The sequence below is a fragment of the Pseudooceanicola spongiae genome (assembly GCF_014899185.1).
GTDB lineage: Bacteria > Pseudomonadota > Alphaproteobacteria > Rhodobacterales > Rhodobacteraceae > Pseudooceanicola > Pseudooceanicola spongiae.
This window is the reverse complement of record NZ_CP045201.1, coordinates 312618-330874: the sequence shown is the minus strand read 5'-3', so window position 1 is coordinate 330874 and position 18257 is coordinate 312618. Positions and strand designations below refer to the sequence as shown.

The 18257-nt window shown below is 63.5% G+C and carries 20 protein-coding genes and 1 tRNA gene; 12 read left to right on the top strand and 9 right to left on the bottom strand.

Translation table 11 applies throughout. The annotated features are described in order from the left end of the window. Positions 1 to 52 precede the first annotated feature (52 nt). Complete coding sequence (gene phnF, locus F3W81_RS01535; RefSeq protein WP_193081904.1) at positions 53 to 796, top strand: phosphonate metabolism transcriptional regulator PhnF; 744 nt, start codon at positions 53 to 55, stop codon at positions 794 to 796. Between the two features lie 101 nt (positions 797 to 897). Beyond that, the gene (locus F3W81_RS01530) at positions 898 to 2082 is read left to right on the top strand and encodes an alpha-D-ribose 1-methylphosphonate 5-triphosphate diphosphatase (protein ID WP_193081903.1); all 1185 of its coding nucleotides are present in this window, start codon (positions 898 to 900) and stop codon (positions 2080 to 2082) included. Positions 2083 to 2164: 82 nt separating this feature from the next. On the opposite strand, the gene F3W81_RS01525 is transcribed toward F3W81_RS01530, so the two are convergent. The 5 genes from F3W81_RS01525 to phnC all read right to left on the bottom strand — a co-directional run bounded on the left by F3W81_RS01525 (position 2165) and on the right by phnC (position 6924). Continuing rightward, on the bottom strand, positions 2165 to 2782 hold the full coding sequence (locus tag F3W81_RS01525) for a DapH/DapD/GlmU-related protein (protein ID WP_193081901.1): 618 nt from the start codon (positions 2780 to 2782) through the stop codon (positions 2165 to 2167). Positions 2783 to 2857: 75 nt separating this feature from the next. Next, on the bottom strand, positions 2858 to 4180 hold the full coding sequence (gene phnE / locus F3W81_RS01520; protein ID WP_193081899.1) for a phosphonate ABC transporter, permease protein PhnE: 1323 nt from the start codon (positions 4178 to 4180) through the stop codon (positions 2858 to 2860). Continuing rightward, positions 4177 to 5061: a phosphonate ABC transporter, permease protein PhnE gene (gene phnE / locus F3W81_RS01515; protein ID WP_193081897.1), complete on the bottom strand. Its 885-nt coding sequence runs from the start codon at positions 5059 to 5061 to the stop codon at positions 4177 to 4179. The genes phnE (F3W81_RS01520) and phnE (F3W81_RS01515) overlap by 4 nt, the downstream gene beginning before the upstream one ends. An 81-nt stretch (positions 5062 to 5142) precedes the next feature. After that, a complete protein-coding gene (gene phnD, locus F3W81_RS01510) occupies positions 5143 to 6051 on the bottom strand; it encodes a phosphonate ABC transporter substrate-binding protein (RefSeq protein WP_193081895.1) in 909 nt (302 codons plus the stop codon). Positions 6052 to 6108: 57 nt separating this feature from the next. Next, positions 6109 to 6924 carry a phosphonate ABC transporter ATP-binding protein gene (phnC, locus tag F3W81_RS01505; protein ID WP_193081893.1) on the bottom strand — a complete coding sequence of 272 codons (816 nt, stop codon included), beginning with the start codon at positions 6922 to 6924 and terminating at the stop codon, positions 6109 to 6111. A gap of 451 nt (positions 6925 to 7375) precedes the next feature. On the opposite strand from phnC, the gene F3W81_RS01500 reads away from it, so the two are divergent. Both F3W81_RS01500 and F3W81_RS01495 read left to right on the top strand, forming a co-directional pair. Next, positions 7376 to 8917 (top strand): ATP-binding protein, encoded by a 1542-nt coding sequence (locus F3W81_RS01500; RefSeq protein WP_193081891.1) that lies wholly within the window; start codon positions 7376 to 7378, stop codon positions 8915 to 8917. Continuing rightward, complete coding sequence (locus F3W81_RS01495; RefSeq protein WP_193081889.1) at positions 8914 to 9333, top strand: response regulator; 420 nt, start codon at positions 8914 to 8916, stop codon at positions 9331 to 9333. Before F3W81_RS01500 ends, F3W81_RS01495 begins: the two co-directional genes overlap by 4 nt. A 309-nt stretch (positions 9334 to 9642) precedes the next feature. Here the strand turns inward: F3W81_RS01495 and F3W81_RS01490 are convergent, their stop codons facing one another. Continuing rightward, entirely contained in the window at positions 9643 to 10350 is a 708-nt protein-coding gene (locus F3W81_RS01490; protein WP_193081888.1) for a response regulator, read from the bottom strand. 202 nt (positions 10351 to 10552) lie between these two features. On the opposite strand from F3W81_RS01490, the gene F3W81_RS01485 reads away from it, so the two are divergent. The 3 genes from F3W81_RS01485 (at position 10553) to hisH (ending at position 12664) form a co-directional block, all read left to right on the top strand. Continuing rightward, positions 10553 to 11299: a sensor histidine kinase gene (locus F3W81_RS01485; RefSeq protein ID WP_193081887.1), complete on the top strand. Its 747-nt coding sequence runs from the start codon at positions 10553 to 10555 to the stop codon at positions 11297 to 11299. Positions 11300 to 11416: 117 nt separating this feature from the next. After that, positions 11417 to 12004: an imidazoleglycerol-phosphate dehydratase HisB gene (gene hisB, locus F3W81_RS01480; protein WP_193081886.1), complete on the top strand. Its 588-nt coding sequence runs from the start codon at positions 11417 to 11419 to the stop codon at positions 12002 to 12004. Further along, positions 12005 to 12664: an imidazole glycerol phosphate synthase subunit HisH gene (gene hisH / locus F3W81_RS01475; protein ID WP_193081885.1), complete on the top strand. Its 660-nt coding sequence runs from the start codon at positions 12005 to 12007 to the stop codon at positions 12662 to 12664. 38 nt (positions 12665 to 12702) lie between these two features. Here hisH and F3W81_RS01470 read toward each other — a convergent pair whose 3' ends face one another. After that, the gene (locus F3W81_RS01470) at positions 12703 to 13092 is read right to left on the bottom strand and encodes a DUF2147 domain-containing protein (protein ID WP_193081884.1); all 390 of its coding nucleotides are present in this window, start codon (positions 13090 to 13092) and stop codon (positions 12703 to 12705) included. Between the two features lie 187 nt (positions 13093 to 13279). Between F3W81_RS01470 and hisA the strand changes: the two genes are divergently transcribed. From hisA to F3W81_RS01450, 4 genes are all read left to right on the top strand, one after another. Continuing rightward, positions 13280 to 14002 carry a 1-(5-phosphoribosyl)-5-[(5-phosphoribosylamino)methylideneamino]imidazole-4-carboxamide isomerase gene (gene hisA, locus F3W81_RS01465; protein ID WP_193081883.1) on the top strand — a complete coding sequence of 241 codons (723 nt, stop codon included), beginning with the start codon at positions 13280 to 13282 and terminating at the stop codon, positions 14000 to 14002. Between the two features lie 5 nt (positions 14003 to 14007). After that, on the top strand, positions 14008 to 14316 hold the full coding sequence (locus F3W81_RS01460) for a hypothetical protein (RefSeq protein WP_226941797.1): 309 nt from the start codon (positions 14008 to 14010) through the stop codon (positions 14314 to 14316). Between the two features lie 85 nt (positions 14317 to 14401). Continuing rightward, on the top strand, positions 14402 to 15163 hold the full coding sequence (gene hisF / locus F3W81_RS01455) for an imidazole glycerol phosphate synthase subunit HisF (RefSeq protein ID WP_193081882.1): 762 nt from the start codon (positions 14402 to 14404) through the stop codon (positions 15161 to 15163). After that, positions 15160 to 15480, top strand: a complete 321-nt coding sequence (locus F3W81_RS01450; protein WP_193081880.1) for a phosphoribosyl-ATP diphosphatase — start codon at positions 15160 to 15162, stop codon at positions 15478 to 15480. Before hisF ends, F3W81_RS01450 begins: the two co-directional genes overlap by 4 nt. A 120-nt stretch (positions 15481 to 15600) precedes the next feature. On the opposite strand, the gene F3W81_RS01445 is transcribed toward F3W81_RS01450, so the two are convergent. Both F3W81_RS01445 and rlmB read right to left on the bottom strand, forming a co-directional pair. Further along, entirely contained in the window at positions 15601 to 16041 is a 441-nt protein-coding gene (locus tag F3W81_RS01445) for a CoA-binding protein (protein ID WP_193081878.1), read from the bottom strand. A 310-nt stretch (positions 16042 to 16351) separates the two neighbouring features. Next, the gene (gene rlmB, locus F3W81_RS01440; RefSeq protein WP_193081876.1) at positions 16352 to 17128 is read right to left on the bottom strand and encodes a 23S rRNA (guanosine(2251)-2'-O)-methyltransferase RlmB; all 777 of its coding nucleotides are present in this window, start codon (positions 17126 to 17128) and stop codon (positions 16352 to 16354) included. Between the two features lie 305 nt (positions 17129 to 17433). Between rlmB and F3W81_RS01435 the strand changes: the two genes are divergently transcribed. Then, positions 17434 to 17517: transfer RNA gene (locus F3W81_RS01435), tRNA-Tyr, on the top strand. Positions 17518 to 18257: the final 740 nt, after the last annotated feature.

Here is an 18257-nt window from a genome sequence, read left to right as displayed (position 1 = left end):
ATGATTAGACAGCTTGCCCGCACAGCACAAGCCCGACCGAGGTGAAACTTTCATGACACCCCCCCAAGCCGCCCCCAAGACCCCGCTCTGGCAGTCCATTGCCGAGGCGCTGACCGCCGACATCTCCTCAGGCCGCTACGGGCCCGGTGACCGGCTGCCGACCGAGGCGGAACTCTCCGCCCGCTTCGGCGTCAATCGCCACACGGTGCGCCGAGGCCTTGCCACGCTGGCCGAGGGCGGGCTGACCCATGCCCGGCGCGGCGCGGGTGTCTTCGTCGCGCAGCGCCCGACCGACTACCCCATCGGCCGGCGCGTGCGCTTTCACCAGAACATCCGCGCCGCCGGCCGCCTGCCCAGCCGCAAGATCCACCTCACCGAAATCCGCACCGCCGATCCGGACGAGGCCGAGATGCTGCGCCTGCCCAAAGGCGGCAAGGTCGTCTCGACCGAAGGGATCTCTCTGGCCGACGCCCAGCCGCTGGCCCTGTTCCGTTCGGTCTTCCCGGCGGATCGCTTTCCGGGCCTCATTGCCTCGCTCGAGCGGCTGACGTCGGTCACGGCTGCCTTGGCGGAAAACGGCGTGCCCGATTACACCCGCGCCTTCACACGGGTGAATGCCAAGCTGGCCTCGGCCACGCAGGCGGTGCAGCTGCAGCTGCGCGAAGGCGATCCGATCCTGCGCACCATCTCCCTCAGCCTCGATGCCACGGGCGCGCCGGTGGAATACGGGCGCACATGGTTCTCCGGCGATCGCGTCACCCTCACCTTGGCGGGGGATCTGGAGGCTGCAACCTGAAGGCGTTTCACCGTGCAAATGACATATAACCGTCATCACCCCGATACATTCGCAAGTTACCCACAGGTCTACATAATCCCTAGCCAAGCCGTGGTCGCGTGATGTTACAAACCCTGCCCAGCCTGCGTCTGACCGGTGCCACCATCCTGCGGGACGGGGCTTTGCAACAACGCTCCATCGCCTTTTCCGAAGGCCGGATCACCCGTGGTCCGCTGCCCGAGGTCGACCTCACTGGCTATCTCATCCTGCCTGGCATCATCGACCTGCACGGCGATGCCTTTGAGCGGCACATCTCGCCCCGCCCCTCGGCCCCCTTCGCCTTGCAGACCGGCCTGCGCGCCACCGACCGGGACGCCGCCGCCAACGGCATCACCACCGCCTGGCTCGCCCAGAGCTGGAGCTGGGAGGGCGGCACACGCGGCCCCGACTTCGCCCTGTCGCTGATGCAGGCACTGAGCGATTATCGCGCCCGCGACGCCCTGACAGACCTGCGTCTGCAGATCCGCTGCGAAACCCACACCGTTGAGACCGAAGCGCGACTCGTCGAGGCGGTGCGCCACTTCGGCATCGACTACGTCGTCTTCAACGACCACCTCGACGAAGCCGAACATATGCTCGCCGCTCGCCCCGAGGAGTTCCACTTCTGGGCCAAGCGACTGGGCCGCACCAGCGAAACCCACCGCGCCGCCCTGCTCACCGCACAACGTCAGCGCCGAGAGGTGCCGCGCTACCTCTGCCGTCTCGCCGAACAGTTCGACGCGCTCGGCGTCACCTACGGCAGCCACGACGACCCCGATGGTGAAACCCGCGAGACCTTCTCGATGATCGGCGCCAAGATCTGCGAATTTCCCACCGCACGCCCCGCCGCCGCCCTCGCGCGTGCCGTTGGCGACCCGATCCTCATGGGTGCGCCCAACGTGGTGCGCGGCGGCTCGCAAGCCGGCAATATCGCCGCGACCGAGCTGATCCGCGCCGGCCTTTGCGATGCGCTGGTCTCGGACTACTACTACCCCGCCCTGGCACAGGCCGCGTTCCAGCTGGCCGACGACGGGCTGCTCCCGCTTGCCGCCGCCTGGGACATGATCTCGTCCCGCCCGGCACATATCCTGCGCCTGCACGACCGGGGCCGCCTCGACCCGGGCCTGCGCGCCGACATGGTGGTGATCGACCCCTCGACCCGCGCCATCGAGGCGACGATCAGCGGCGGCCGCATCACCCACCTCGCAGGCGAGGCCGCCCACCGCTTCACCTGCGTCCCCCACCGCGCCGCCATGGCCGCCGAATAACCTTCTTCTTGCTCCATATTCTCGGGGGAGTCGCCAAAGGCGACGGGGGCAGACAGCCCACTGCCACCCCCGCCGAAATCGCCTACCCCTCGTACTTCTCAAGAAACGCCGCCGCAGGCATCGCCCGGAAATCCTCCAGCGCCGCGCGCAGGGCGTCATGCTCCCAGTCCCACCAGGCCAGCGCGATCAGCCGCTCGGCAATATCCGCAGGCTGACGCACGCGCAGCACCTTGGCTGGTGTCCCTGCCACAATGGTGTAGGGCGCCACATCCTTGGTCACGATCGCGCCTGAGGCCACAACAGCCCCGTCCCCCACCGTTATCCCCGGCTTGATCTGCGCGTTATGGCCGATCCAGGTGTCGTGGCCGATCACCGCGCGACGGGCACGCCGGGCCGTAAAGAACGCCGGATCGACCTCCGCATCATCCCAGTAATCCGACGAGCGATAGAGGAAGTGATGCAGCGCCGCCGTCTCCAGCGGATGATCCGTGGCGCCAATCCGCACAAAGCTGGCGATATTGGCGAACTTGCCGATGGTCGCGTTGGCGACATCCGCATAGCGGTCGCAATAGGCATAGTCCTGAAACTCGGAATAGGCGATGCGGCTGCCCTTGCCGATCTCGGTAAAGCGGCCCAGCGTGACCTCGGTCAGGTCCACATCGGGATGCAAAAAGGGTTCGTTTTCACTGAGGCGCGGCATCGGCCGTCTCCTATAAATTGCGCGCGAGGCTGAGGGCCCCGCGCGACTGTCTTGCACATTGTGGTCGCGACAGGCTCAGTGCCCGCCGCCATCGCCCTTGATCAGGCGACGACGCAACCAACCTGAAAAGGAATCCATCGCAAAGACCAGCAGAACCACCAGGATGATGTAGTATGTCACCTCCTCCCAGTCCTTCTGCGTGATCATTGCCTGCGTCAGCAGCAACCCGATGCCGCCGCCGGTGATCGCCCCGATCACCGTGGCGCTGCGGGTGTTGCTCTCAAAGAAATACAGCACCTGGCTCAGCAGCACCGGCGTCACCTGCGGGATCACGCCAAACCGATAGCGCTGCACCGGGCTCGCCCCGGTTGAGCGGATACCCTCGATCTGCTTGTCATCGACGTTTTCCAGCGCTTCCGAGAACATCTTGCCGAAACTGCCCGTATCCGTCAGCAGGATCGCCAGAGCGCCAGTCATCGGGCCGGGGCCAAAGGCGCGCGCCAGAACCACCGTCCAGATCAGCGCGTCAACACCGCGGAACAGATCGAACACCCGCCGCGCGACCTGCCGCACCACCATCAGCGGCGTGAAATTCCGCGCTGCCAGAAAGGCCAGCGGCAGGGCAACCACAGCCGCGCCGAAGGTGCCGAGGAAGGCCATCAGCACCGTCTCGAACAGCGCCCAGGCGACATCCGCGTGACGCCACATCGGGTTGTACCAGAAGTCATGCCAGATCTGCGGCGCCTCACCAGACACAGCCCGGCTGACCAGCTGGCCAAACCCGAGGCCGTGATAGGGGCTGTCGAGGGTGAAGAAGAACATCTCCCACCCCATCTGATACTTGAAGACCTCGGTGCGGTTGCGCGTGATCGTCAGACGGCCCGCATCGGTGGTGATCATCACCCGGTTCTTGGCCGCGCTGATGAAATCGGGCAGCGGCCCTTCGGGAAACGTCGCTACTACCCCGCGCGCGCTCGGGCTGGCAGTGACTGTGCCATAGCCGGCAATGGCGTAGGTCACGACACCATCGGGCAGATAGGTCACGACATTGCCGCGCCCGAGGTCAATCGTCGTGCCATTGCCAAAGCTGACCCAGTCCGGCCCCGTCCCCGGCGCGTAGGTGCCCTTACGCTCGCCCTCGATCGCCACTTCGACATCACCGGTGCGGTTGTCGCGCGTCACGTGGGTCTTGTAGCTGTAGCTGTCCGACACCAGCCGCGCGGCGTTCTCAAGGCTCGCGCGCTGCGCCAGCCCGGCCACGTCAAAGGCGAAGAAGGCGTAGACCAGATAGGCCAGGATCACGACCGGGACCAGCAGGGCAAAGTTGCGTTTGCTGCGGAACATTGCCTCGGCCTGATCCTTCAGGCTGGCGGCTGGCAGATTGACAGAAAGGCTCATGCCATCATCTCCGATTTGCGGCCGTGGGTCATGCGATCACGGCCCATGCTGCTCAGCTGATCGACGATGATGATCGTGGTGATCAGCAGCAGGAAGATCGCGGCGGCGGCGTCATATTTGCCCTGCCCCCAGGAAATCGCATTCTTCAGCTCATACCCGATCCCGCCCGCGCCGACGAAGCCGAGGATCGCCGAGGCGCGGATGTTCACCTCAAACCGCAGCAGGGCGTAGCTGAGATAGTTCGGCGCCACCTGTGGCACCACGCCCAACAGCATCCGCTGGCTCCAGTTCGCGCCGACCGACGCCAGCCCTTCGACGGGCTTGAGAGAGGCATTTTCGTTCACTTCCGAGAACATCTTGCCCAGAGCGCCGCAGGTGTGGAACGCGATGGCGATCATCGCGGGCACCGGGCCACCGCCCAGCACGAAGATCAGTACCAGTGCGATGACGATCTCGGGCACAGCCCGCATCACGTCCATCAGGCGGCGAAACACCGGAATCAGCCGTGGCCACCGCGCCAGACCCTGCGTCGACAGCATCGACAGCAGCGTGCCGCCAATGGTGCCGACCAGCGTCGACACGGCGGCGATGTTCAGCGTCTCGATCAGAGCGGGGAAATACCTGGCGAGGTTTTCGGGCAGCTCGGCGCGTTTCGCCCAGGCCTCGGAAAACAGCGCGGCGGGGAAATCGGGCAGACGGTGCAGACCGGACCAGAAGCCGCCCGCATTGCGCGAATCCGCCAGCATGAAGCCCGACGACATCAGGGCGATGAACACGCCCAACAGGATCCCGGAATACAGCCGTTTGCGGCGGGTCTGGGCGAGGTAGGCCTCGCGCACGGACGCGGCCTGTCGTGGGCGCGGGATCGCACTGTCTGCCATGGCAGGGTCTCCGGTAGGTTATGTCAGGAACAAGAAAAAGCGGCCCCCCGAAGGGAGCCGCCGTGTCGCGAAGCGCTGGGATCAGCCGCCGATGGCCGCTTTGCGGGCTGCAAAGATCGACTTGTAGGCATCAACCGTGATCGGCGTGAAGCCGAGCGAGTCGCCGCCCACAACGCCATAGGCGCAATCGGCATCGGTTTCGTAGAGGTTGTCCATCATGTCGGTCATCTTGGCGCGCACATCGGCGGGCAGCGCATTGCGCAGCACCAGCGGGCCGTTGACGATGACGTCCGAGCGCCAGATTTCGACCATGTCGTTCATGTCGACGAGGCCGGCATCAACCGCTTTGCGCAACGCGCCGTTGTTGTAGCCATCTTCCCAGTTGCCCATGCCGTCGGCCCAGGTGACGCCTGCATCAACATCGCCGTTGTTGACGGCAACGATGGTCTGCTCGTGACCGCCGGTGAAGACGACCTCGCCAAAGAAATCGCCGTTGTCCATGGAATGGCCGGTGACTTCGGGGATCTCGATCGAGGGGATCAGGTAACCGGAGGTCGAGTTCGGATCACCAAAGCCGAATTTCTTGTCCTGAAGATCCATCAGCGTTTTCACGCCGCTGTCTTTGCGCGCGAACCCGATCGAGTAGTAGCCCAAGCTGCCATCGGGGTTTTCAGTGGTCAGAACCGGGGTCACGGCTTCGGGGTCTTCGAGGTAGATCTTGGCGTAGGACGACGCGCCCATGACGGCCATGTCCAGCGTACCGCCCAGCAGGCCCTGGATCACGCCGTCGTAGTCGGCAGGGGTGAAGACCTTGACCGGAACGCCCAGGGCTTCTTCGGTGTACTTGACCAGGCAGGCGTTGCTCTGCACGCGGTCCTGGGCGTTTTCGCCGCCCAGAACGCCGATGCGGAACTCAGTGATCTTGTCTTGGGCCATGGCCGGCGCGCAGAGCGCGGTGGTGGCGAGGGCGGCGGCGATCAGTTTGTTCATCTTTGGAACTCCCATGGATTATGCCCGCGCGATGTCAGCGCAAGGCAGATGAATGTGTCAGGCCGGGATCGGCATGTCGTGGGGGGTGACGCGGTCGATGGCCTCGATCTCGGTCGAGGTCGCCTTTTCGGAAAAGCTGGCATCGGCGCCGTAAATCTCGCGCGCCATGCTGGTGGTCAGCTGTTCGGGCGTGCCGTCAAAGACGATGCGCCCGTCGCGCATCCCGATCACCCGGTCGCAATAGCGGCGCGCGGTGTCGAGGGTATGCAGGTTGGCGATGACCATGCGCCCGTCCTCTTCGTGGATGCGGCGCAGGGCCTCCATCACGACCTGGGCGTTCATCGGGTCAAGGCTGGCAATCGGTTCATCCGCCAGGATCATCTTCGGGTCCTGCATCAGCGCGCGGGCAATCGCCACACGCTGCTGCTGGCCACCCGACAGCGCCTCGGCGCGTTTGGGCGCGTGCTCGGCAATGCCAAGGCGGTCGAGGATGTCGATGGCGCGGTGAATGTCGTCCGTCGGGTACAGGCTGAACAGGCTGGCAAGGGTCGAGCGGCGGTTCAGCGTGCCATGCAGCACGTTGCTGACCACATCCATCCGCGGCACCAGATTGAACTGCTGAAAGATCATCGCGCAATCGGCCTGCCAGGCACGTTTCGCCGCCCCGCTGAGGCGCGTCACGTCCCGCCCCTCGAAATGGATACTGCCGGAGGAGCTGTCCTCAAGCCGGTTCAGCATCCGCAGCAGGGTCGATTTTCCCGCGCCGGAGCGCCCGATGATGCCGATCATCATCGGCTTGTCGACGGCGATCGAGGCGCGCTCAACGGCAGTGTTTCGGCCAAAAGTCTTGGTCAGTAACTCGATGTTCAGCAATGCAATAATCCCTTAGTCTTGCTGGGCGTCCTAAGGGTCGTGGAAAACGAAAAAGTATCGTTTCGATGAAAGTTTTATGAAGCGGGATGAAACCTCATATCCCACGCACCTGCCCAAATGGGCGCTTTGGAGTTGTTAAGAGATCCGCAACTGAACCTGTCCTAAAGTGCAGGTTCATAACGGTCCTTTAGGCCATCGCCGCACTTAGAAGGGTGCGGGGCGCGCAGCGGGCGAACCGGGGCAATTCTGCCCCCCGCCGCCCTGTGACATGCAGTCCAACCCTGGAACCGGGGATCACTGGCGATGCCATATGTCGGGCCAGTGGTCGAAGGTGTGCTCATGACACAGTATCAGAAGTCTGACGTCGCGGATCGCACTGTGGCGGCCAAAGCTGCAGGTGCCCCAGTCTGTCCCGGCGTGTCCGGGAGCCCGGCAACGCGCCGGTGCCGGCATGGATAAGACCGTCGACCGAGCTGCGCGGACGCTGAGCCAGCGGCGGTCTGTGGCCCCGGCTGACGCGCAAGCGTTGCCCCAGACGCGACCTGCGCCGGTTTACGGGGGCGACAACACTGCCCTGCGCCTCGCGCTCGATCTGTCGCCGGTCCCCGCATTCGTGATCACAGGCCCCTCTACGATCCAGATGTGCAACGATGCAGCCCAACAGCTGTTCGCCGGCGCCACACAGGCGCTGATCGGGCGCGACCTCATGGCGCTGCTGCCCAAGGCCCCACAGCGCGCCAGCCTCACTGCCTCACTCGCCCGCTCCGGAGCGCATGCGCTTGCGGCCCCCTTCGACATTCTGGCGGCAGATGGCCCGATTTCCGCGCACCTCCACATCACCCCCCTGCAGATCGGAGAGGAGCAGGTCAGCTATATGACCTGCCGGCCCCTGACCTCGCCGGATCACAGTCAGAGACACCTCGCCGATGCACTGAATGCCGCCGGTGCCGCCATCATGATGGTCGCCGAAGACGGCACGGTTGAGCTGGTCAATGACGCGGCCTGCCGTTTGCTGGCTGGCACGGAGTCGCAACTGGTTGGCTCCTGCGTCGATGACTACGTGCCGCAGATATCGCGCCAGGCCCACGCCCGCTATCGCGCCGGTCACGCCCTCAGCCACCGTACCCACGCCATGGCGGGGGGGCGCTCGCTCAAGGCACTCGGGCTGGACAGGCAGGAAACATCAGTTGAAATTTCCCTCAGTCAGATCGATCTGCCCGACGGGCCACGCGTCCTGGTCACCCTCGTCGACATCACCAACCGGCTGGAGCATGAGCGCCAGATCACGGCCCGCAACGATCACCTCGCCGCCCTCAACGAAGAGCTGACGCAATTCGCCTATTCCGCCAGCCACGATCTGCGCGCCCCCCTCGCCACGATCGCTGGCCTGCTGGAGCTGTGTCTGGAAGACCTCGATGCCGGGGAACTCTCTGAAACGCGCCACAATATCACCGACGCCCTGAAGACCAGCCGCCGCAATATCCATAAGGTCGAAGCGGTCCTGACATTGGCGCGCGCTGGTCTCTCGCCAGTTGCGGAGGAGGTGATAGACCTGCCCCGCCTTGTCGCTGCCTGCTGGGATGACCTGCCCGCCGATGGCCGCCCCAAACCCGCCATCACAGTGGAAATGGACGGCCCGTCCTGCGTGCGGACCGAACGCCAGACCCTCAGCACCGTGATCGAAAACGTGCTGTCCAACGCCTGCCGTTTTCAAAACCCCGACATAGCCGAAAACTGGGTACAGGTGCGACTTCGGACTTTGGATGGCGCTGTCAGCATCCTGATCGGCGACAATGGCGTCGGCATTCCAGAGGCTGACCAACCCCGCGTGTTCGAGATGTTTCGCCGCTCGACCCATAGCAAGGGCCATGGCCTCGGCCTTGCACTGGTGCAAAAGAACGTCCTGCGCCTGGGCGGCACCATCGTTCTGTGCAGCAGCCCTGAACGCACCGATTTCATCTTCTCCTTCCCAATGATGGAGGTCACTGAATGATCAACACTTATATCGTCGATGACGTTCAGTCGGATCGCTACATCGCCCGCCGCCGCCTGCAAAAGACTGGCTGCTTCGCACCGATGGATGAGGCTGTCGATGGACTCGATTTTCTGCAAAAGTACTTTGGCCGGCCAGAGGGGGCAGCCCTTTCGGGCAACATTCCGACGCTGATCCTGATGGATATCAACATGCCCGAACTGAACGGTTTTGAAACACTGGACGAGTTGAAAAACAGGCTGACCGATGACAGGTTAGATCATCAGATCGTTGTCATGTTCTCCTCCTCCGACAATGACCGCGACATTGCTCGCTCGGTCAACACGGGAATGGTTGAGCATTTTTTCACCAAACCGATCGACGACTTCGCAATTGCGGAGATCCTTAAGACCTACCGGGACCGCGGTTTTCTGTGATCAATGCGGCTCGCGTGCCCTGCTCTGGCGGCATTTGGCTCTCCAACGGGCGGGCTCAGCCTTTGGCCGATGGCTCCTGTCAGTCAGCCCATCAACTTCACCCGCCGCAGGCGCGGGAACAGGCACAAGCGGCGCTTGCTGGCTCGACCTGATGCCACCTTGGTACGCCGCGACGCGCGCCAAACAGAATACGATGGGTCTGGCGCGACAAAAACAGCCGCGCCGGAGATCCGACGCGGCGCTGTCTCTACCAACAACCTGATAACCCCCTGCTGACCGGGAGGCCCCGACCACCAGGGATCAAAGCCTTCAGTGGGTGCGGAACACAAAATTTGCCGCGGGGTCGTCCAGCACTTGCGACCAGTCATAACCATCGCCCTCAGGGATCAGACCATAGCTTTGCAGCATCCGACGCATCGCCTCTGGCGCCCCAAACGGCGTCATGGCAAGCGACGACATCTCTTCGCGCAGCACATCCCGGATCGCCGCGACAATGTCCTGTTTCTGAAGCGCCATGGACTGATCCAGATGAGAGCGGGCCAGCTTGCTGCCCTCTTCCAGAGCGCGCAGGATCAGGGATTTCAAGGCATCCTTGGTCAGATCCGTCTTGGACTTGTAGTCGATACAGCCGCCTTTCATCGCCCGAACAGCGACGTCATGGCGAGCCTCGCCGCTGATCATGACAACAGGCGAATGGCCGTTCTTTTCGCCGTCGCGCAGAATCTGCTGCGCAGCGAGGCCGTCGCCATCGGGCAGCATGTAGTCAATGAAAACAAGGTGATACCTCTGCTTGGATAGCAATTCCCGGAAGTGATCCATGTTCGTCGCGATTGTCACCCGGACGGGCAGCTCTGTGCGGCGGCATTCACGCAGGATGCACATCGCGTCGAACTGGCTGTCATCCAGCACCAATACATCGATGCTGGCAGGCTCAGGTTCGGGCGGTGTGGCAAAGGCCCGCAGTGCCGTGGCCCGTGCCGCGGATGTCGCATGAATTGCAGTTTTATCAATATCCATCGGAAACCTCCTTGCTAGACAGAGCCTTTTTCGAGAGCAGACTCTGCACATGTCGCACCGCAAGACTTTCTCAGCAGGCTTGAGGTTTCGTTAAGATCCTCACCTGCTATCTGTCGCATTGTCTGCGAATTTGCCCCAGTTCGCAGACGCACCACAGGAAAAGTTCAGCGGTTGTTAGCGCTCCGCGTCACAGTCTGTGCCCATGACAGGCCAAAGCGCACCCTCAGATCACACCCTGCCCGCCAGTGCCGCCGCGCTTGGCCCCAATGTCGTCCCGGACCCGGTCGAGGAACTGCTCTATGTCCTCACCCACGATCTGCGCACCGGATTTCGGGCCATCCTGACGATTCCCGATTTCATCGAAGAAGACCTGACGCCCCTGCCTGAACCCCAGCAAAGGATGTTGGCAGAACACCTTGAGATGCTGCGCATTCAGGCCCGACGCTGTGACAGGATGCTGCTGGACCTGCGCGACTACTCCCGCATCGGCCGTATGGCCGCCCCGACTGAGGATCACCGGCTGAGCGACATCATCAGCCGCAGCCTCAGTACCGCCCCGCTGCCCGACGGTTTCACTCTGTCGATCCGTGGCACGGCCAGCCTCTCAGGACCGGGAAACGAGCTTGCCCAGTTGTTTGGCGCGCTGTTCTCGAACAGTGTCAAACACCACGACATGACAACTGGACATATCGACATCACGGCCATCGCAAAAGATCAGATGGTCCGCATCATCGTCGCGGATGACGGCCCTGGCATTCCCAGCCGCTTTCGCACCGCTGTGTTCGACATGCTGCGCACATTGCGGCCGCGCGATGATTGCGAAGGCTCCGGCATCGGTCTGACCCTCGCGCGCAAGATCGTCTGCAACCTCGGCGGCACGATCGAGGTGATGGACAGTCAGGATGCCCGCGGCGCCGCAATCTCCCTGACGCTGCCCGGTCACGTCTGACACCACGGGTTTTCCCGCAACGTGTTGCGCGCAATCGCACGGCGGCCCCCTTGGCGTCTCTCGCACAGCATCCTATAAGCGCCGCATCCAGCCCAGATCCCGCACCCGGAGGACACGATGCGCAGAGCCCAGATCACCCGGAGCACCGCCGAAACCGACATTCAGGTCCTCATCGACCTCGACGGCACCGGCCGCTACGAGAACGACACCGGCGTTGGCTTTTTTGATCACATGCTGGACCAGCTCTCGCGCCATTCGCTGATCGACATGGCGATCACCTGCAAGGGCGACACCTATATCGACGATCACCACTCGGTCGAGGATGTCGGAATCGCACTGGGTCAGGCGCTGGCCGATGCGCTTGGCGACAAGCGCGGCATCAACCGCTATGGCGATTGCCACCTTGCGATGGATGACACGCTGATCCGTGCTGCCCTCGATCTGTCAGGCCGCCCCTATCTGGTGTGGAACGTCGACTTTCCGACCGACAAGATCGGCACCTTCGACACCGAACTGGTGCGCGAATTCTTCCAGGCCTTCTCGACGCACGGCGGCATCACGCTGCACGTCGACCGCCTGCACGGTCTTAATTCACATCACATCGCCGAGGCCGCGTTCAAATCCGTCGCCCGCGCCCTGCGCGTCGCCGTTGAATCCGATCCGCGCAAAGCGGATGCCATCCCCTCGACCAAGGGCATCCTCTGAATGCTGACAGTTCTGATCGACTACGAGAGCGGCAACCTCCACTCTGCCGCGAAGGCCTTTCAGCGCATGGCGGCTGAGGTCGGCGGCGGCGAGGTCATCGTCTCGGCCCGCCCTGAAGACGTGGCGCGCGCCGATCGCATCGTGCTGCCCGGCGATGGTGCCTTTCCCGCCTGTCACGCCGCCCTTGCCGGGGCGGGCGAAGGCTCGGTGCTGGAGGCGCTGCGCGAGGCGGTCGAGGTCAAAGGACGCCCTTTCCTCGGCATTTGCGTCGGCATGCAACTGATGGCGCGGGTCGGTCATGAGTACAGCGAAACCAAAGGCTTGGGCTGGATCGACGGCGAGGTGACACGCATCACACCCGCCGACCCTGCACCCGGCGCCACATCGCTGAAAGTGCCCCATATGGGCTGGAACGACCTTGTCATTGATCAGCCGCACCCGGTCCTGACAGGCATTGAGACCGGCCAGCACGCCTATTTCGTGCACTCCTACCACATGAGCGTCACTGACCCCGCGCAGCGGATTGCCCATGTCGATTATGGCCAGCCCGTCACCGCCATTGTCGGGCGCGACACCATGATCGGGATGCAGTTTCACCCGGAAAAAAGTCAGGGCACCGGCCTGCGCATGATCGCCAACTTCCTGACCTGGGCCCCCTGAGCACCAAACGGCGGGGCATCGCGGCCCCGCCCTCTGCCTTATTTCACCCGCAGCCAGGTCTGTGTCTTGCAGATCGGCCCGATGCAGCCCGACACTTTCAGCAGACCGCCTTCCAGCGTCATTTTTGAACGGTAGATCTTGCCGGTCGAAGGCTGCCAGATCTTGCCGTCCTTATAGCTGCCACCGCCTTTGGCAACCATATCCCAGACGATAGCCTTGCCCTTGTTTTCACTGACATATTCACCGCTGTCATTGAACGTGCGGCTGATCACGCCGCAAAACGCCGGTCCACAGGGCGTCACGGTGACGACGGCATAGGCCCCGTCATCCGCCTGTGTCTTCCACTGCCCCTCGACCGGATCGGCCAGTGCGGCACCTGCCGACAGGGCTAACAGGGCCACCGCAGCATACAGTTTTGTAATCCTCATTGCGCTCTCCTCCTCTGCGCTCCTCCGCGCTCAGCCTGCATCCACGGGCCTGTTTCGCGCAATCATGCCGCAGCGTCGGGGCCAGCAGATTTATCGCCGACGCTGGGTCAACCGCGACGGATGCGTCGCATTGCATTCCCACGCGCACAGAGGCAAAAGACCTCCAAGCAGCAATAAAGGCCTCGCGATGATCCTCTATCCCGCTATCGACCTCAAAGACGGCCAGGCCGTGCGTCTGTTCAAAGGCGACATGGACAAGGCCACCGTGTTCAACGATGACCCCGCCGCTCAGGCGATGGAGTTCGTCGAGGCAGGCTGCGAATGGCTGCACCTCGTCGACCTGAACGGCGCCTTCGCTGGCACTCCGGTGAACGCGGCCCCGGTCGAGGCGATCCTCAAGCGCACCAAGGTGCCCGCGCAGCTCGGCGGCGGCATCCGCGACATGGCGACCATCGACCGCTGGCTGTCGCTCGGGCTGGCGCGCGTCATACTAGGCACCGTTGCGGTGGAAAACCCTGCGCTGGTGCGCGAGGCAGCCCGTGCCTTTCCCGGTCAGGTCGCGGTCGGAATCGACGCCCGCAACGGCTTTGTCGCGACCAAGGGCTGGGCAACCGAGACCGACGTGCAGGTCATCGACCTTGCCCGCTCGTTCGAGGACGCAGGCGTTGCGGCGATCATCTACACCGACATCAACCGCGACGGCGCGATGCAGGGCCCCAATGTTGCGGCCACGGCCGAGCTGGGCAACGCCGTCTCGATCCCCGTCATCGCCTCGGGCGGCGTCTCCTCGCTCGATGACCTGCGGGCGCTGAAAACCTGCGGAGCCCCGCTGAACGGCGCGATCTCGGGCCGAGCGCTCTATGACGGCGCGCTGGATCTGGCCGAGGCGCTGGCCCTGCTGAAGGCATAGGCGCAATGGCGCGCCGCGACACGGGCAAATACCGCCTGCTCAACCGGATCGGCCTGATCGGCACGCTGGCCCCTATCGCGGCCTGGCTGCTGGCGCTGGCGCTGGTGCGCTTCCTTGCCTCGCTCGGCTGCCAGATCGACGAAGGATCCTCGCATCCTTGCGTCTTTCTCGGGCGCGATCTGACCGACCTCGCCTATTCGCTGGGCTTCTTCGCCGCCTGGGGGCCGCTGATCCTGTTCCCGATCTGCGCCGGTGTCGCCATGCTCTGGGGCCTGACGCGGCTGATCCTGTTCATCGCCCAGCCGAAAGACTGACGCGACACACCGACAAGGGCCCCACTGGCCAGCCCTGCCAAAGCGCGCTAAACCGCACTCAACTCCATCGCCCCCCGAGGTCCCCATGCTCAAGACCCGCATCATCCCCTGCCTCGACGTCGCTGATGGCCGCGTGGTCAAGGGCGTGAACTTCGTCGATCTGCGCGACGCGGGCGATCCCGTCGATGCCGCGCGCGCCTATGACGCCGCCGGCGCGGACGAGCTCTGCTTCCTCGACATCCACGCCACACATGAAAACCGCGGCACCATGTTCGATGTGGTCACCCGCACGGCTGAGCAGTGCTACATCCCGCTGACGGTCGGCGGCGGCGTGCGCACCGTCGCCGATGTGCGCGCCCTGCTGCTGGCGGGCGCCGACAAGGTCAGCTTCAACTCCGCCGCCGTGGCCGACCCGGACGTGATCGCCCGCGCCGCCGACCACTTCGGCAGCCAGTGCATCGTCTGCGCCATCGACGCCAAGACCGTCGCCCCCGGGAAATGGGAGATCTTCACCCATGGCGGGCGCAAACCCACCGGCATCGACGCGGTCGACTTCGCCCGCCTCGTCGCCGCCAAGGGTGCGGGGGAAATCCTGCTGACCTCGATGGACCGCGACGGCACACGCGCCGGCTTCAACCTGCCCCTGACGCGCGCCATCTCCGACGCGGTCGAGGTGCCGGTGATCGCCTCAGGCGGCGTCGGCAATCTGGACCACCTTGTCGAGGGCGTGACCATCGGCGGTGCCTCCGCCGTCCTCGCCGCCTCGATCTTTCACTTCGGCGACTACACCATAGCACAGGCCAAAGATCACATGGCCGCCGCCGGCATCCCCATGAGGCTGCAATGACCGACACCCTGCAAAAACTCGCCGCCACGATCCAGAGCCGCAAGGGCGCTGACCCGTCCTCCAGCTGGACCGCCAAACTGCTCGACAAGGGCCCGGAGAAATGCGCCGAGAAATTCGGCGAGGAATCCATTGAGGCGATCATCGAAGCCATCAAGGGCGACCGCGACCGCCTGACGTCCGAGGCCGCCGATGTGCTCTACCATCTGCTGGTCATGCTGACCGCCCGTGACGTGACGCTGGCTGATGTCATGGCCGAGCTTGAGCGCCGCGAAGGCACCTCCGGCATCAGCGAAAAGGCCGCGCGCCCGCAAGCGTAATCGCCCCGGCTTCTTCTTGCCTTGTACTCTGGTTGAGGTGCGCCCCGCGCACCGGGGGCAAAGCCCCCTCTTCCCCCACAACTGAATGCCCCGCCCGAGCGCCCAGCCGCCCGTTTCCGCTCAGAACAGCCGCGCCAGTTCGATCTTCGGGCAACGGTTCATCACGACTTCAACACCCTGCGCGCGCGCTGTCGCGGCCGCCTCGGCATGGGCGATGCCCACCTGCATCCAGATCGTCTTCAGCCCCGGCAAGGCGGCCAGTGCCTCCTCGACCACGGGGGGCACCTGCTCGGGGCGGCGAAAGACATCGACCATCTCGATGGCCTCTCCCAGCGCCGCGCCCGCCTCGGTCAGCGAGGCATAGACGGTTTCCCCCAAAATCTCCTGACCCGCGAATTTCGGGTTCACCGGGACGATTCGCATGCCATGGGCTTGCAGGATCTCCGGGACAAAATGATCAGGCCGGGCCGGATCGGGGGTCATTCCGACAACAGCCACCACTTTGGTGTCACTCAGGATGCGTTTCAGATCCGCATCGGCGTAGGTCTCATCCATCGGCATTGTGTGCCCTCCATTCGGTTGGCCTCAGTCTATCAAGGTCGCCCGCCCCTGCACCCCTAAACTGATGTATGCCCCCCCCGCCCCTCATCGCCCTTTCACAAGACCCCGCACAGAAAAAAGCGCCCAAGGTAAACCTTGGGCGCGAGTGCGGAACGAGGGACAGTAAAGGGAAACGACGGCGTTCCGTGCCGAAGCCTCTGCTATGGTAATTAGGACAGGCCAAGCGAATAAGAAGAGGTTGTAATACGAATGTGAACGACGCGTTTATGGCGAGGCACTTTCCCCCAGCCCCTCTCCCCTCAGACTGGCCCTAGCCCCGCGCCGCATAGAGCGCCACCGCAGCGGCGTTCGACACGTTGAGAGAGCCGAAGTCGCCCGCATATTCGATTCGCACCAGCGCATCGCAGGTCTCGCGGGTTTTCTCGCGCAGACCCGGCCCCTCGGCGCCCAGCACCAGCGCGATGGGGCGATCGCGCACGCCCTCCATCGCCTGATCAATGGTCTGTTCGGCCTCGCCCGCCAGACCGAAGACCAGATAGCCCATCTTCTGCAATTCCTGAATGGCATCCGCCAGATTGCGCACCTGCAGATAGGGCTGCCGCTCCAGCGCGCCGCTAGCCGTCTTGGCCAGGGCTCCGGTCTCGGGCGCGGAGTGGTGGCGCGGCGCGACGACAGCGCAGGCACCAAACACCTCAGCCGACCGCAGAATCGCCCCGACGTTATGCGGATCCGTCACCCGGTCCAGCAGCACGACGCGTGGGGGCCGTGTGCCATCGCCCATGCAACGATCCATCAGCGATCCCCAGTCGAGCGTCCGGACCTCCAGAGCCGCCCCCTGATGCACCGATTGCGGATCGATCGGCGCATCAAAGCGGCGCGGATCACTGATCTCCGGCTCCATGCCGGATTTCGCAATGGAGTCCGCCAGCTTGTCGAGCGCGTTCTTCGTCACCACGAGGCGCAGTTTCTCACGGGCCGGATTTTCCAGAGCGTCACGCACCGCATGCAGCCCGAACAGCCAGACGGTCTCGGCCGCGCTCGCCTTCTTGGCCTGTTCCTTCTCGACGATCCACTTGGGCTTCTTCATCTTCTTCTCCTGTGCGCATTTTGTCGCCTGCCCCGATCTCTGTGCGACGTCGTGCACAGAATCCTGCGGGGTGCTGCGCCAAAATGCTGCAACGCAATACCGACGGGATACCGTTCACATACCGACGGGATACCGAAGTCGGTTTTTCCCTGCCAATTTGCGCCAGTCTAACTGGTTTTGGCGTGTTATGCTGCTGCTGAGTTCACTGCAAGCAAGCTCGTTGCGTTTTTCCGGTTGACGACCCGCGGAGGCCCCGGTAATCACCCCACACGATCAGCGAGGGGCCACACGGTCACAGCAGATCAGGGCGACGGGCTGCAAGGTGCGGCAGCGGACTGTAACTCCGCCGGGGAGACCCACGCCTGGTTCGATTCCAGGGTCGCCCACCATCACCTTTCTTTTCAGATACTTATGACACGGCATTGCCGGTGCGCCACTTTGGTGGAACACGGCTATGCAACTGGCCTCCTATCTGACGACCTCCCGGCACGGCATATGCTACTTCCGCGGGACCTTGCCGAAGACGATGCACCCAAGCGGCAGGACGCGCCACGTGAGGGTCTCGCTCCGCACCCAATCTCCCCGGCAAGCACAGTCGATGTCGCGCGCGCTGGTGCTGGTTGGACAAAGTGCACTCCGCAGCGCATCGCTTGCCGCCATGACCTATGAACAGATGACCATGCTGTCAGGCACATCGGCTTGCGATAGTCGAGTTATCATCGAATGGGCTAGGCTTTGAAACACCAAGCCACCTCGCTTCATGCATAGGGTAGGCAACAGCTTCTTGTTGAACCATCTCCCGACATTTCTCCCGTAGCCGTTCTGGGTTGTGTAGGTAAGCGAAAGGAAGAGCCAAGCGTGTGCCTTTGCGCACCTACGTTACACCAAGTCCAACAGCCCAAAACCAGGGAACTTTGAGTGTACAGGTACAAGGCGGGCAGAAGCATTGTTCTTCCGTTTCGTCCCATCAGCTTCGTTGAAATCGAAACACCAGATTCCTCCCCTACCTTGCATGTCGCTCATATGAAGTTGGGCAACTTCGTTCAGACGGGAGACCGTGAACATTGCAATCAGAACTGGCCTCTTATGGTCTTCTTTTTTGACCAAGCCATCGGGGTTTGCTGTCAGG

Excerpts from the sequence above, each read along its gene's own strand:
- F3W81_RS01530 (WP_193081903.1), top strand. The coding sequence starts at position 898 with ATGTTACAAACCCTGCCCAGCCTGCGTCTGACCGGTGCCACCATCCTG.
- F3W81_RS01445 (WP_193081878.1), bottom strand. The coding sequence starts at position 16,041 with ATGCCGATGGATGAGACCTACGCCGATGCGGATCTGAAACGCATCCTG.
- hisA (WP_193081883.1), top strand. The coding sequence starts at position 13,280 with ATGATCCTCTATCCCGCTATCGACCTCAAAGACGGCCAGGCCGTGCGT.
- rlmB (WP_193081876.1), bottom strand. The coding sequence starts at position 17,128 with ATGAAGAAGCCCAAGTGGATCGTCGAGAAGGAACAGGCCAAGAAGGCG.
- F3W81_RS01490 (WP_193081888.1), bottom strand. The coding sequence starts at position 10,350 with ATGGATATTGATAAAACTGCAATTCATGCGACATCCGCGGCACGGGCC.
- phnF (WP_193081904.1), top strand. The coding sequence starts at position 53 with ATGACACCCCCCCAAGCCGCCCCCAAGACCCCGCTCTGGCAGTCCATT.
- F3W81_RS01500 (WP_193081891.1), top strand. The coding sequence starts at position 7,376 with ATGGATAAGACCGTCGACCGAGCTGCGCGGACGCTGAGCCAGCGGCGG.
- F3W81_RS01495 (WP_193081889.1), top strand. The coding sequence starts at position 8,914 with ATGATCAACACTTATATCGTCGATGACGTTCAGTCGGATCGCTACATC.
- phnD (WP_193081895.1), bottom strand. The coding sequence starts at position 6,051 with ATGAACAAACTGATCGCCGCCGCCCTCGCCACCACCGCGCTCTGCGCG.
- hisB (WP_193081886.1), top strand. The coding sequence starts at position 11,417 with ATGCGCAGAGCCCAGATCACCCGGAGCACCGCCGAAACCGACATTCAG.
- F3W81_RS01460 (WP_226941797.1), top strand. The coding sequence starts at position 14,008 with ATGGCGCGCCGCGACACGGGCAAATACCGCCTGCTCAACCGGATCGGC.
- F3W81_RS01470 (WP_193081884.1), bottom strand. The coding sequence starts at position 13,092 with ATGAGGATTACAAAACTGTATGCTGCGGTGGCCCTGTTAGCCCTGTCG.
- F3W81_RS01450 (WP_193081880.1), top strand. The coding sequence starts at position 15,160 with ATGACCGACACCCTGCAAAAACTCGCCGCCACGATCCAGAGCCGCAAG.
- phnE (WP_193081899.1), bottom strand. The coding sequence starts at position 4,180 with ATGAGCCTTTCTGTCAATCTGCCAGCCGCCAGCCTGAAGGATCAGGCC.
- phnE (WP_193081897.1), bottom strand. The coding sequence starts at position 5,061 with ATGGCAGACAGTGCGATCCCGCGCCCACGACAGGCCGCGTCCGTGCGC.
- hisH (WP_193081885.1), top strand. The coding sequence starts at position 12,005 with ATGCTGACAGTTCTGATCGACTACGAGAGCGGCAACCTCCACTCTGCC.
- F3W81_RS01525 (WP_193081901.1), bottom strand. The coding sequence starts at position 2,782 with ATGCCGCGCCTCAGTGAAAACGAACCCTTTTTGCATCCCGATGTGGAC.
- hisF (WP_193081882.1), top strand. The coding sequence starts at position 14,402 with ATGCTCAAGACCCGCATCATCCCCTGCCTCGACGTCGCTGATGGCCGC.
- F3W81_RS01485 (WP_193081887.1), top strand. The coding sequence starts at position 10,553 with ATGACAGGCCAAAGCGCACCCTCAGATCACACCCTGCCCGCCAGTGCC.